This window comes from Zobellella maritima (assembly GCF_003075035.1).
Classification (GTDB): domain Bacteria; phylum Pseudomonadota; class Gammaproteobacteria; order Enterobacterales; family Aeromonadaceae; genus Oceanimonas; species Oceanimonas maritima.
Genome location: NZ_QCZE01000003.1, coordinates 119,359 through 133,332 on the forward strand (window position 1 = coordinate 119,359; position 13,974 = coordinate 133,332).

At 60.9% G+C, this 13,974-nt stretch carries 10 protein-coding genes; 9 read left to right on the forward strand and 1 reads right to left on the reverse strand.

All coding sequences use genetic code 11. From position 1 onward, the window contains the following. Positions 1-42 precede the first annotated feature (42 nt). From DCS96_RS14550 to nirD, 8 genes are all read left to right on the forward strand, one after another. Positions 43-930, forward strand: a complete 888-nt coding sequence (locus tag DCS96_RS14550; RefSeq protein ID WP_116475137.1) for an MBL fold metallo-hydrolase — start codon at positions 43-45, stop codon at positions 928-930. A gap of 186 nt (positions 931-1,116) precedes the next feature. Then, positions 1,117-3,729, forward strand: a complete 2,613-nt coding sequence (locus DCS96_RS14555; protein WP_232818283.1) for a nitrate reductase — start codon at positions 1,117-1,119, stop codon at positions 3,727-3,729. Next, the gene (gene cobA, locus DCS96_RS14560) at positions 3,726-4,487 is read left to right on the forward strand and encodes a uroporphyrinogen-III C-methyltransferase (protein ID WP_232818284.1); all 762 of its coding nucleotides are present in this window, start codon (positions 3,726-3,728) and stop codon (positions 4,485-4,487) included. Before DCS96_RS14555 ends, cobA begins: the two co-directional genes overlap by 4 nt. Before the next feature lie 309 nt (positions 4,488-4,796). After that, a complete protein-coding gene (locus DCS96_RS14565) occupies positions 4,797-6,164 on the forward strand; it encodes a CmpA/NrtA family ABC transporter substrate-binding protein (RefSeq protein WP_116475138.1) in 1,368 nt (455 codons plus the stop codon). A 9-nt stretch (positions 6,165-6,173) separates the two neighbouring features. Beyond that, entirely contained in the window at positions 6,174-7,142 is a 969-nt protein-coding gene (locus tag DCS96_RS14570; RefSeq protein WP_232818285.1) for an ABC transporter permease, read from the forward strand. 10 nt (positions 7,143-7,152) lie between these two features. Beyond that, a complete protein-coding gene (locus DCS96_RS14575; RefSeq protein WP_116475139.1) occupies positions 7,153-7,962 on the forward strand; it encodes an ABC transporter ATP-binding protein in 810 nt (269 codons plus the stop codon). 417 nt (positions 7,963-8,379) lie between these two features. Beyond that, positions 8,380-10,896 carry a nitrite reductase large subunit NirB gene (nirB, locus tag DCS96_RS14580; protein WP_116475140.1) on the forward strand — a complete coding sequence of 839 codons (2,517 nt, stop codon included), beginning with the start codon at positions 8,380-8,382 and terminating at the stop codon, positions 10,894-10,896. Next, positions 10,893-11,213, forward strand: a complete 321-nt coding sequence (gene nirD, locus DCS96_RS14585) for a nitrite reductase small subunit NirD (RefSeq protein WP_116475141.1) — start codon at positions 10,893-10,895, stop codon at positions 11,211-11,213. The genes nirB and nirD overlap by 4 nt, the downstream gene beginning before the upstream one ends. Positions 11,214-11,363: 150 nt before the next feature. Here the strand turns inward: nirD and hldE are convergent, their stop codons facing one another. Beyond that, positions 11,364-12,788: a bifunctional D-glycero-beta-D-manno-heptose-7-phosphate kinase/D-glycero-beta-D-manno-heptose 1-phosphate adenylyltransferase HldE gene (gene hldE / locus DCS96_RS14590; RefSeq protein WP_116475142.1), complete on the reverse strand. Its 1,425-nt coding sequence runs from the start codon at positions 12,786-12,788 to the stop codon at positions 11,364-11,366. Positions 12,789-12,924: 136 nt separating this feature from the next. On the opposite strand from hldE, the gene lpxL reads away from it, so the two are divergent. Beyond that, positions 12,925-13,848 (forward strand): LpxL/LpxP family Kdo(2)-lipid IV(A) lauroyl/palmitoleoyl acyltransferase, encoded by a 924-nt coding sequence (lpxL, locus tag DCS96_RS14595; protein WP_116475143.1) that lies wholly within the window; start codon positions 12,925-12,927, stop codon positions 13,846-13,848. The last annotated feature ends 126 nt before the right edge of the window (positions 13,849-13,974 follow it).

A 13,974-nucleotide genomic window follows, 5' to 3' on the forward strand; every position in this document is an offset into this window, starting at 1 on the left:
CATATTGGTGTCTGCTGCTGTAAACGAATGGTCGGAGGTGATATGCAACCGCTCGTCACGCCCTTTTTCGATGACTCGACCTTCACCTTCAGCTATGTGGTTCAGGACCCGCTCTCAGCCCGCTGCGCCGTTATCGATCCGGTACTGAACTTCGATTATGCCTCAGGCACCATCACCACCGACGCCGCCGATGCCATACTGACCTTTATTAACAAACACCGGTTGGTGACCGAGTGGCTCCTGGAAACCCATGTCCATGCGGATCATCTGTCGGCCGCGTCCTACCTGCGGCAGAAAACCGGGGCCGAGCTCGGCATCGGCGCCCTCACCACCCGGGTCCAGGAAACCTTCGGGAAACTGTTCAATGCCGGCCCCGACTTTTCCCGGGACGGCAGCCAGTTCGATCGGCTGTTTCATGACGGTGACACCATCACCATCGGCGAGCTGAGCGGCCGAGCCATCCACACCCCGGGCCATACTCCCGGCTGCATGACCTATGTCTTCGGCGATGCCGCCTTTGTCGGTGACACCCTGTTTATGCCCGACTATGGCACCGCCCGTTGCGACTTCCCCGGCGGCGACGCCGCCAGCCTCTACCGATCGGTGCACAAAATCTTTGCCCTGCCCGCCTCAACCCGCCTCTTTATGTGTCACGACTACAAGGCACCGGGACGAGAGCGGTATGCCTGCCAGACCACGGTGGAAGAAGAACGTCTGCATAACCTTCATATCCATCAAGGCATTACCGAGGCCGAGTTCGTGCGCATGCGCCGCGAACGGGATGCCGGACTGAACACACCCCGATTACTGCTGCCCTCGGTTCAGGTCAACATGCGTGCGGGCCGCCTGCCAACCGCAGAAGACAATGGCCAGGTATATCTGAAGGTACCTGTTAATCCCTTCCAGGCCAACGAATCGATCAAGAAATGATCAGGGATGACGCGGCTCACTGCCACCATCAATCCGGCGGCCGTTCTGCACCATCATGGCCTTCTTGCCTTGTTATTGTGCAGGGTCCAGCCTCACCAGGCTTATAACAGGCTGATTAGCAATAAATTACACAAATGGCACAGGCCTTGCTTGATAGATATAAACGCATCTAATCACAAGGCCATTATGACAGCTTCGATCCATACCACCTGCCCTTACTGCGGCGTTGGCTGCGGCGTCAAGGTCGACGGCCAGGGCGCCGTCACCGGTGACCAGCTTCACCCCGCCAACCGGGGCGCCCTCTGTGTCAAAGGCATGGCGTTGGGCGAAAGCCAGACCCTTCCCAATCGTCTGCTCTATCCCAGGGTCGACGGCAGGCAGCTGGACTGGCCCGAGGCCATTGCCACCGTCGCCAACGGTTTTCGCGAGATCATCGAGCGGCATGGCCCCCGGGCCGTGGCCTTCTATGGTTCGGGCCAGATGCTGACCGAAGACTATTATGTGGCCAACAAGCTGATGAAGGGCTTTATCGGCTCCGCCAACATGGATACCAACTCCCGGCTGTGCATGTCATCTGCCGTTGTTGCCCAGCAAAGAGCCTTTGGCGAGGATGCGGTGCCCGCCTGCTATGAGGATCTGGCCGAGGCCGAGCTAGTGGTGATCGTGGGAGCCAATACCGCCTGGACCCACCCGGTAATCTTCCGCCGGCTGGAGCAGGCCAGGGCAGCCAACCCCAAGCAGCGATGGGTAGTAATAGATCCCAGGGGCACTGCCACCAGCCAGCAAGCGGATTTGCACCTGCGCATCAAGCCCGGTTCGGACCTGCTGCTGTTCAATGGCCTGGCCCGCCGTATCTTCGAGAGCCCCGTCCTGGACAGCGCCTTTATAAAGCAACATGTCACCGGGTTTGCCGAACTCAGCCTGGCGCTAAGCGGCCCCGAATACCGAACGGATCGGGTGGCCGAAGCCACCGGCCTTAGCATCGCAGAACTGAACCGCTTTTATCAGCTCTTTATCGATAATCCCAAAACCCTGACTCTGTTCTGCATGGGCATCAACCAGTCCATGCAGGGTTCCGCAAACGCCAACGCCATCATCAACTGCCACCTGCTGACTGGCCGCATCGGCAAACCGGGGGCCGCCCCCTTCTCTCTCACCGGTCAGCCCAACGCCATGGGCGGCCGTGAAGTCGGCGGTCTGGCCAACCAACTGGCTGCCCATATGGACTTCTCCCCCGCCAACCGCGACAAAGTCGCCCGCTTCTGGGGCAGTAACAGGCTGGCAACGGGTCCGGGCCTGAAAGCCATGGAAATGATCGACGCCTTAGAGCGGGGCGAGATCAAGGCGCTGTGGGTGATGGGCTCCAACCCGGCGGTATCGCTTCCGGACAGCGTCCGCGCCCGTCGCGCCCTGGCAAAATGCGAGTTGCTGGTGGTGTCGGATATCAGCCCCAACACAGATACCGCCCGGCTGGCAAGGGTCCTGCTACCCGCCGCCGGCTGGGGCGAGAAGGACGGTACCGTCACCAACTCGGCCCGTACCCTCTCCCGCCAGCGTCCATTCAAGCCAGCCCCCGGCGCTGCCAAGCCCGACTGGTGGGCCATCTGTCAGGTGGCCAGGGCCATGGGCTTTGAACAGGCCTTTGACTTCGACTCGCCTGCTGCCATCTTCCGTGAGCATGCAGCCCTCTCCGGCTTCGAGAACGGCGGCGAGCGGCTGTTCGATATCTCGGCCCTGAGCGCCCTGAGCGATGAGCAGTATCAACAGCTGACGCCGCGCAGCTGGCCCCTGTCCGGTCAGCAGGCGGGGCCAGCCCGACTGTTTGCCGACGGCGGCTTCGCTACCCCCGACGGCAAGGCCCATCTGTATCTGGAACGCCCCCAGGCCTTGCTCGAGTCGACCGGTGCCCGCCTGCTGCTCAATACCGGCAGACTGCGAGATCAATGGCATACCATGAGCCGCACCGGCCATGTGGCGCGTCTGATGGCCACGGTCAGCGAGCCCCGGGCACAGATACACCCTGACACCCTGGCCCGGGCCGGCCTCGATAAGGCGCAGCTTGTCCAGCTGCACAATGAGCGTGGCCATACCCTGTTACGGGTCGTCGCCGACGACAATATCACTCCCGGCCAGGTATTTGTTCCCATGCACTGGAGCGACGAGTTCAGCTCGGGCGGTCGGGTCAACGATCTGGTCACCGCCCGCGGCTGCCCCACCTCGGGCCAGCCGGCCTTCAAACAGAACCTGGTGCAGGTGGCTGCGGTACACCATCAATGGCAGGCCAGCTGGATAAGTCTGACCCCGCCCTCCTGGCTGCCGGAATGGTGGAGTCAGCGCCCCCTGGAAAACGGCGAGTGCTGGAGTCTGATCGATTCACAGACCTCGATGACCGAGGCCAGGGCTGCCCTGACCCGCGACGGCAACTGGCTGGACTGGCCGCTACCTCAGGGACGGCTGCTGATCGGGCTGAAAGCGGGCAAGATCGAGCACCTGCTGCTGTTCGGTCAATCACCCTGGCAGCTCAATCTCGAGCCGCTGACTGCCCTGCTGGGCAGCATATTGCAACCCAGCCTGTTGCTCGGCCAGTTGAGCCAGGCCCTGGCGGGCAACAGCCGAATGGTTTGCAGCTGCTGGAGCGTGACCGAGGAACGTATCCGTCAGGCCATCACCGATGGCGTCGACCAGCTTGACGAATTGCAACAGCAACTGAAGTGCGGAACCCGCTGCGGCTCCTGCGTCCCCGAATTAAAGCAGTTGATGGCGGCCTGTCAGGGCCAGCCGATAGGAGAAAAGTCATGAAAAAGACCATGCATGTCACCCTGGTAGGCGCCGGCCCCGGCGATCCCGAACTGTTGACTATCAAGGCCCTGCGGGCAATGGAGCAGGCCGACGTGGTGGTCTATGACAGCCTGGTGAGCCCTGAGATACTGACGCTGATCCCGAGCGGAGTCAAACGGCTGGAAATGGGCAAACGTTGTGGCAAAAACAGTGCCCGCCAGGAGGATATCTGTGCCGTACTGGTGCGCCTGGCCAGGGCCGGCAACCGAGTCGTCCGGCTGAAGGGTGGTGATCCCTTTATCTTTGGTCGCGGTGGTGAAGAAGCCCTTTACCTGCGGCAGCATCAGATTCCGTTCAGTGTGGTGCCCGGCATCACCGCCGCCCTGGGCTGTGCCGCATCCAGTCTGATCCCGCTCACCCACAGAGGGTTGTCCCGGGCCGTGACCCTGGTCACCGGCCACCTGCAAAAAGGCGGCGAATTCAGGGGATGGTCCGCCCTGGCCCAGGCAGGTCAGACCCTGGTGTTCTATATGGGTCTGGAGCAGGCCGCCTGTATTGAACAACAGTTGCTCGCCGAAGGCTGCCCCGGGCGGCTACCGGTAGCACTGATCGAATCGGGCACCACCCGATTCCAGCAGATCCACGTCACCGAGCTGGGCCGGCTGGCCGAGACCGCCGCCGGCCTGACACCGGAAGGCCCGGTGCTGATGGTGATTGGTGAAGTGGTCGCCCTGAGGGCCGAACTGACCGCCACCCTGGATACCCTGGCAGTGGCTTGACACTGACCTCGCTATATTTGTTTACCGGCCTGAAGACAGGCCTTTCCCCCTGGTGCGTTCTCCATCCTCTGCCGGTTGGCAACTCCCATGTTCTGCATGGGAGTTTTTTTTGCTCACGGATCATGGTGGGTAATAGTGCAGCTCTGCCTTATCCTGGTGAAGCGCAGCCATAGAAATGCTCCGAACATTCATCAATAAAAAATAATTACTTACAAATCAATATTATAAAAACTGGCATATATCTTGATGCTCCATATCTATCAGCCGGCCCAGCACGGTAATGGATTGTAATAATCAAGGAGTATCAAGATGCAGTTATGGCAAAAAACCGCCCTGGTCGGGGCACTAAGCCTCGGCCTGACAGCCCAGGCCTCGGCCGAAACGGCGATCGGCATGGCAGAAAAAGACGAGCTGACCCTTGGCTTTATCAAGCTGACCGACATGGCACCGCTGGCCATCGCCTATGAAAAGGGTTTTTTCGAGGACGAGGGTCTGTATGTCACCCTCGAGGCTCAGGCCAACTGGAAGGTACTACTGGACAGGGTCATTTCCGGTGAGCTGGACGGTGCCCATATGCTGGCCGGCCAACCCATTGGGGCGGCCCTCGGTATCGGCACCCAGGCCGAACTGATCACCGCCTTCAGCATGGACTTGAACGGTAATGCCATTACCGTATCCAACGAGCTGTGGGATGCGATGAAGCCCCACGTTGCCCAGAACGATGCCGGCAAACCACTGCATCCCATTTCCGCTACCGCGCTCAAGCCGGCCCTGACTCAGTACCAGCAGGAGGGCAAGGCACTACAGATGGGCATGGTATTCCCCGTGTCCAGTCATAACTACGAACTGAGATACTGGCTTGCCGCCGGCGGCATCCATCCCGGCTTCTATGCTCCGCACAAGGGCGACAACAGCGGCCTATTACAGGCAGACGTGCTGCTGTCGGTAACGCCGCCACCGCAGATGCCGGCCACCATGGAAGCGGGTACCATCGCCGGCTACAGCGTGGGTGAGCCCTGGAACCAGCAGGCGGTACTCAAGAAAATCGGCGTGCCGGTGATCACCAACCACGACATCTGGCCCTATAACCCGGAAAAAGTCTTTGCGGTAAGCAAGGCCTGGAGCGACGCCAATCCCAATACCCACCTCCGCCTGGTCAAGGCGCTGCTGCGCGCCGCCCATTGGCTGGATGCGGACCAGAACGGCAACCGTCAACAAGCGGTCGATATCCTGTCCCAGCCCTATTATGTGGGCGCCGACAAGAAGGTGATCGCCGCCAGCATGACCGGCTCCTTCGAATACGAGCCTGGTGACGTGCGTCCTGCTCCCGATTTCAATGTCTTCTTCCGCCATAACGCCACCTACCCCTACTACAGCGATGCCATCTGGTTTATGACCCAGATGCGCCGCTGGGGCCAGATCCCCCAGGCACAAAGCGACGACTGGTATCTGGAGCAGGCCAAGCGGGTCTATCGCCCCGATATCTATACCCTGGCCGCCAGGGCGCTGATCGCCGAAGGCAAGCTGTCTGCCGATGACTTCCCCGGGCTGGACAACCGCGACGGCTTCCGCCCGGCCACCAGCAACTTTATCGATGGCAACACCTTTGATGGCCGCCATCCCAATGCTTACATCGACCAGTTTGCCATCGGTCTTACCGGCGATAGTCAGCTCTAAGGAGGCATCATGATGAACATCATCCCCCATCCCCGACTCGCAGGCCTGGCTTCGCCGCGTCTCTGGTCCAGGGCCCTGATACCCATGCTTGGTCTCACCGGTTTCCTGCTGCTGTGGCACTTGCTGGCGGCTCAGGTCACCACCTCCCTCGGTGCCCTGCCCGGCCCGGTGCAAACCGGCCAGCAGTTTGTCAACCTGGTGCAGGAGCATCAGGCCGAGCGGGATCGGGAGCGGGCCTTCTACGACCGCCAGGCTGCCCGCAACCAGGCCATCAAGGCAAAAGACCCCGACGCCCAGGTACGGGTGCGGGCCTTTACCGGCCGCCCGACCTTCTTCGATCAGATCTTTACCAGCCTGAAAACAGTGGCCGCCGGCTTTGTCCTGGCCATGTTTGTCGCCATCCCGGCCGGTATCGCCCTGGGCCTGAACCGGAACCTGTATCAGGCGATGAACCCTGTGGTCCAGCTGCTCAAGCCGGTATCCCCCCTAGCCTGGCTGCCGCTGGTGACCATAGTGGTCAGCGCCCTCTATGTCACCCCGGAGCCGCTGGTATCCAAGTCATTCCTGATCTCCCTGGTTACCGTCACCCTGTGCAGCCTGTGGCCCATGCTGATCAACACCGCCGTGGGGGTGGCCAACATGGACAAGGACCTGATCAACGTCAGCAAGATGCTACGCCTGGGTAGCCTGACCCATGTACGCCAGATTGTACTGCCCAGCGCCATTCCCATGATCTTCACCGGCATGCGCCTGTCCCTGGGCGTGGCCTGGATGGTGCTAATCGCCGCCGAAATGCTGGCCCAGAACCCGGGGCTGGGAAAATTCGTATGGGATGAATTCCAGAACGGCAGCAGTGACTCCATGGCCCGTATTATGGTGGCGGTGGTGGTTATCGGCTTAATCGGCTACCTGCTTGATCGCCTGATGCTGGCATTGCAGCAACAACTGTCCTGGGACAAAAGCAGCGCCAGCCGCTAAGGAGACCGACATGAGCAAGCATTACCTGGAGCTGAGCGGTGTGGACATGCGTTTTCGCACCGACAAGGGCGAATTCGAAGCCCTCAAAAACATCAATCTCAAGCTGCACAAAGGCGAATTCGTCTCGCTTATCGGTCACTCCGGCTGCGGCAAGAGTACGGTACTCAACCTGGTGGCAGGGCTCTACGCGCCCAGCACCGGCGGCGTCATCCTGGAAAGTCGGGAAGTGGACGGCCCCGGTCCCGAGCGAGCCGTGGTATTCCAGAACCACGCCCTGCTGCCCTGGCTGACGGTGGAGCAGAATATTGCCCTGGCAGTGGACAATACCTTTCCTCGGCACAGCAAGGCCGAACGCAAGGAACGTGTAGCCCATTTTCTGGCGCTGGTGCACATGAACCATGCGGCACACAAGCTGCCCGGCGAGATCTCCGGCGGCATGAAACAGCGGGTAGGCATCGCCCGGGCGCTGGCGGTGGATCCCAAGGTGCTGCTGATGGATGAACCCTTCGGTGCCCTCGATGCCCTGACACGGGCCCACCTGCAGGACTCACTGATGGAGATCCAGGCCGAATTGGGTAATACGGTGATCATGATCACCCACGATGTGGACGAAGCTGTGCTGCTGTCGGATCGTATCGTGATGATGACCAATGGTCCCTCGGCCACCATCGGCGAGATCCTGGACATCCCCCTGGCGCGGCCGCGCAACCGGGTTCAGCTCAGTGACGACGCCCAGTATCACAAACTGCGCCGGCAGGTACTCAGCTTCCTGTACGAAGGCCATAACAAGGTCAGCCAGCTGGGTGCCAGAGTGGCCTGATCCCCGGACCTGGTAGCCGTTTCCACCTACTCCACGGAAACTGGCTGCCAGGATCCCCTTGTTCCGCCCCTCCCCCCGGTCCCGTTCCGCCCCATGCAGGCTCCCAGCCTCCCGCTGGTACACAGTCCCGCGCTGCCGTTATATCTCCCTGATATGGCAATTCCTATTATCCCTGCTTATGCCAGCTGCATCATCATGGTGAAAGCCATGCTCTCGAAATGGGCAGAGCGTTTCCCTATCAATCAAAAAAAACCTTAATAATCAAAAAAGTAACTTCTGGCACGTATCTTGATTGTCTCTATTCAAACGTCATATGCGCCGGCAAGAGCATGTCATAACACCGCCAGCCGGCAGCAGAGGATCAGGACAAGATTCAATCAACTCACCAGCAAGTCCAAGGTGGCTTAAGGATTAAAGATGATGAAACAGCAACTTATCGTAATCGGCAATGGCATGGTCGGCCACCACCTGGTACAGCAACTGGTTGATCAGCAAGGTCTGGAGCATTACGAGCTCACTGTGTTCGGCGCAGAGAAACATGCCGCCTACGATCGGGTGCACCTGTCAGAAGTTTTCGACGGCAAGACCCCGGATCAGCTGTCCATGGCCGGCGCCGACTGGTACGCCACCAATGGCGTCACCCTGCGCCTGAACGAGGAAGTCACCGGTATCGATAGGGCAGCTAAAATCCTGACCACCTCCCTCGGCCACAGCCTGAGCTATGACCAACTGGTACTGGCCACCGGCTCGATTCCCTTTGTACCGCCCATTCCCGGTAACGACAGAGACAACTGCTTTGTCTATCGTACCCTGGATGATCTGGCCGAAATCCAGGCTGCCTGCCAGCAGGCCAGGACAGGGGTGGTGATCGGCGGTGGTCTACTCGGCCTCGAAGCCGCCAACGCCCTGCGCCTGCTCGGACTGGAAACCCATGTGGTGGAGTTTGCCCCGCGGCTGATGCCGGTACAGCTGGACGAGCAGGGCGGCACCCTGCTGAAGGAAAAAATCGTGCGCCTGGGCGTGCAGGTTCATACCGAAAAAGCCACCCGCCATATTATTGACGGCGAAAACGCCCTCCACCGCCTGGAATTTGCCGACGGTGCCGTACTGGAAACCGATGTGCTGTTGTTCAGCGCCGGTATCCGTCCCCAGGATGCCCTGGCACGCAGCGCCGGTCTCGAGCTTGGCGAGCGCGGCGGCATCTGCGTCAATGACCAGTGCCAGACTTCGGATCCGGCCATCTTTGCCATCGGCGAATGTGCCTTGTGGGAAGGCAAACTGTTCGGGCTGGTAGCCCCCGGCTATCAGATGGCGCGGGTGGCTGCTGCCCGGCTGCTGGGCAACGAAGGTGCCTTCCAGGGTGCCGACATGAGTACCAAGCTCAAACTGCTGGGAGTGGAAGTCGGCGCCATCGGTGACGCCCACGGCCAGACCCCGGGCAGCCAGGAAGTGCTGCTGCTCGATCGGAGCAAGGATCTGTACAAGAAACTGGTGCTGAACGAAGCGGGTGATCGCCTGCTCGGCGCCGTGCTGGTGGGTGACACCAGCGACTATGACAGCCTGCTGCAGACCTATCTCAACGACATGCCGCTGCCCGATCACCCGCTGGCCCTGCTGGTGCCGGAAGGAGCCGAGGGTGGCGCATCCTCCAAGGCAGCCCTGCCCGCCACGGCCACCATCTGCTCCTGCCACAATGTCACCAAGGGTGCCATTGTCGAGGCAGTTCAGGGCGGCGCCTGCGATGTATCCGCGATCAAGGCCTGCACCAAGGCCGGCACCGGTTGTGGCGGCTGTAGCGGCCTGCTTGGCCAAGTCGTCAACCAGGCGCTGGAAGAACAGGGCATCACCGCCGACACGAGTATCTGTGAACACTTCTCCTACAGCCGCCAGGAGTTGTTTCACCTGATCAAGGTCGGCCAGATCAAAAGCTTTGATGAGCTGCTGACCAAACATGGTCATGGCCTGGGCTGCGATATCTGCAAGCCGGCGGCCGCATCCATCCTTGCCTCCCTGTGGAACGAGCATGTGCTGGAACCCAAGCATGCGGGCTTGCAAGACACCAATGATGCCTTTCTCGCCAACATCCAGAAAAACGGTACCTACTCGGTGGTGCCCAGGGTACCGGCAGGGGAGATCACCCCGGATCAACTGCTGACCATAGGCCGGGTAGCCAAGCGTTACGACCTCTACACCAAGATCACCGGCGGTCAGCGCATCGACCTGTTCGGTGCCCGCCTGGAACAGCTGCCGTTGATCTGGCAGGAACTGATTGACGCCGGCTTTGAAACCGGCCATGCCTACGGCAAGTCACTGCGTACGGTCAAATCCTGCGTTGGCTCCAGCTGGTGCCGCTATGGCGTGCAGGATTCGCTGGATATGGCGGTAGCCCTGGAGCACAGGTACAAGGGTCTGCGCTCGCCGCACAAGCTCAAGTTTGCCGTGTCCGGCTGTACCCGCGAATGCGCCGAAGCCCAGAGCAAGGATGTGGGTGTGATCGCCACCGAGAAAGGCTGGAACCTGTATTTCGGCGGCAATGGCGGCATGCGTCCGCGCCATGCAGACTTGTTCGCTACCGATCTGGATACCGATACCCTGATCCGCTACATCGACCGGTTGCTGATGTTCTATGTAGCCACCGCCGAGCGACTGCAGCGGACCTCGGTCTGGACCGAGAACCTGGAGGGCGGCCTGGATTACCTGAAACAGGTGGTTATTGACGATTCCCTCGGCCTGGCAGAAGAGCTGGAAGGGCGCATGGCCCATGTTATCGGCAGCTACCAGTGTGAATGGAAGACGACCCTCGAGAGTCCGGAAAAACTCAAGCGCTTCAAGAGCTTTGTCAACACCGATCAGGCCGATGACAGCATCGTCTTCGACCGCAAGCGCGGTCAGATCCGACCCACTGAAATGATTGAAATCAAGGAGCTATCATGAGCCTCATGCGTCTTTGCCAACTGGATGAGATCCCGGAATACGGCGGCATGGCCGCCCTGGTCGAGGGCCGGCAACTGGCCCTGTTTAACCTGCCGGGCCTGGGCTATTTCGCCCTCGATAACTGGGACCCGCTTGGCCATGCCCAGGTGCTGTCCCGGGGCATACTGGGCGATATCAAGGGCGAGCCCTGCGTCGCTTCTCCCCTCTACAAACACCATTATTCCCTGAAAGATGGTCGCTGCCTGGAGCAGGAGGAGGTTAGCGTCAAGGTCTGGCCTCTGGTCGCCAGGGACGGCCAACTGTGGCTAGCGCAGTAGTCTAGCCTGTGGGAGCGGCGACCTCGCCGCGATGATATATGGCACAGTTCATCGCCCCGGGTCGAGCCTCCGACATTCACACATGACCAAATAACAAAAAGGCTTCCCATCGGGGAAGCCTTTTTGTTTTTACCTTCCGCCAATGGCTTGTTAACGGGTGCGGATAGCCTCGATAATGGCGCTGGTGGAGCAACCATCCTCGAAGTTGAGCACCTTCACCTCGCCGCCGTTGGCGGTGACTTCCGCGAAACCGGCGATCTGCTCGGGCTCATAGTCGCCGCCCTTGACCAGCACATCCGGCAGAATTTCGGCGATCAGCCGGCGCGGGGTCTCCTCGCCGAAGGGCACCACCCAGTCAACGGCCCCCAGGCCGGCCAGCACAGCCATGCGTCGGTCCACCGTGTTCACCGGGCGTCCCTCGCCCTTGAGGCCACGCACCGAAGCATCGCTGTTGACGGCGACGATTAGCCGATCGCCCAGCTGGCGGGCATGGTTGAGGTAGGATACGTGACCGGCATGCAGGATATCGAAGCAGCCGTTGGTCATCACGATTTTCTCGCCCCGGCGACGGGCCGCGTCCACCACGTATTTCAGCTGTTGCTCAGTCACCACCCCCATGCCGGATTCGGGCGCGCCATAAAGTTCATTGGCCAGTTCGATGGCGGAAACGGTAGAGGTACCCAGCTTGCCAACCACTATGCCGGCGGCCACATTGGCGAGGGCACAGGCCTCGTCCAGCGGCAGGCCGGCGGCCAGGCTGGTGGCCAGGGTGGCGATGACAGTGTCACCGGCGCCGGTGACATCGAACACCTCGTGGGCCTGGGCCGGCAGGTGCAATTCGTCCTGGCCCGGGCGGATCAGGGTCATGCCGTGCTCAGAGCGGGTCACCAGCAGGGCATCAAGCTCGAAGCGGGACACCAGCTCCAGGCCCTTGGCCACCAGATCCCGCTCGTCCCGGACCTTGCCGACCACCGCCTCGAACTCACTCATATTGGGCGTGAGCAGGGTCGCCCCCCGGTACTTTTCAAAATCCGAGCCCTTGGGGTCCACCAGCACCGGTACCCCGGCCTGGTTGGCGGCCTGGATCAGGGCCTGTACCTGGCTCAGGGCCCCCTTGGCATAGTCGGACAGCACCAGCACTCCGGCGTCGCCCAGGGCCTTGCGGGTCTTGTCCAGCAGGGGCGCGGCGTCATCGCCGGCAAAACCTTCTTCAAAGTCCAGCCGCAGCAGCTGCTGGTGGCGGCTGATGATGCGCAGCTTGGTGATGGTCGGATGGGTCTTCAGGCGCGCGAAATCGCATTCCACCCCGACCCCGCTCATCTTGTCCTGCAAGGTATTGGCGGCCTCGTCATCGCCGGTCAACCCCAGCAGACGAGCACGGCCGCCCAGGGCCGCGGCGTTCAAGGCTACGTTGGCCGCCCCGCCCGGGCGCTCTTCATTGTGTTCGACTTTGACCACTGGTACCGGCGCCTCGGGGGAGATACGTCCGGTGGGGCCGGACCAGTACTTGTCCAACATCACATCCCCGACTACCAGCACCCTTGCCTGCTCAAACTCCGGTAACGTTATCTTCATCGCCTAGACTCTTGTGACATGAAAGAGGCCAAATTTTATCACAGCCGCCGAGAATCGCACCCGTCGACTGCCTGTCGGTGGTCATTCCGGCCGTAGTTAATTAGAATTCAACCATTTCCAACGGCGACAAGACCCTATGCGCGACTCACGGCTTCCCCCATTCAGCAGGCGACTGCTGCATCCCAAGTATCTGTTCACCTGGTGCGGCCTGGGCCTGTTATGGCTGCTGACCACCCTGCTGACCTGGCGGGCACAGATGGCCCTGGGCCGAGCCCTGGGACGGGGCTCGATGGCGCTGCTGAAGTCCAGGGTCCGGGTGGCGCGCCGCAATCTGGAGCTGGCCCTCCCCGAGCTGAGCCTGGCCGAACGGGAACATCTGCTGCGAGAAAACTTCGAAAGCGTGGGTTGCGCCATCTTCGAGACCGGCATGGCCTGGTTCTGGCCCGACTGGCGCATGCGCTCCCTGACCCGGATGGAAGGTACCGAACATGTAGACGCGGCGGCCGAGCGGGGCCAGGGCATGCTGCTGCTGTCGGCCCATTTTCTGACCCTGGAGCTCAATGCCCGCCAATTCGGCCTGTATCGTCCGGGCGTCGGTGTCTATCGGCCCAATACCAACCCGGTGCTGGAATATGCACAGGTTCATGGCCGCTGCCGCTCCAACAAATACCTGGTAGACCGGCTGGATATCAAGGGCATGCTCAGGGCGCTGCGTCAGGGGGATGCGCTCTGGTATGCACCGGATCATGACTACGGCAGCCATGCCAGCGTCTTTGTCCCCTTCTTTGCGGTGCAGCAGGCCGCCACCATCACCGGGACCGCCACCCTGGCCCGGGTGAAAAATACCGTCACCCTGCCCTGCTTTACCCTGCGCGACAACCGGGGCTACCGGCTGATCATCCAACCGCCCATGGCCGACTTTCCCCTGGGGGATGATGTACAGGACGCCCGCGCCAGCAACCGGGTACTGGAAGCCGCCATCCGCAGGGCTCCGGGCCAGTACATGTGGCTGCACCGGCGCTTCAAGACCACTCCCGAAGGCGTCGTGTACCGGTATTAAAAGCAGCTATAAGCTGTCAGCTAGAGATAAAAAATCCAAAAAAACCACCGTCGTACCGGGCTTGCCCCGGTCCCTTCTGACGAACAGCAGCAATTTCCTGACGTTCGTCAGGATGACGGCTTGAGT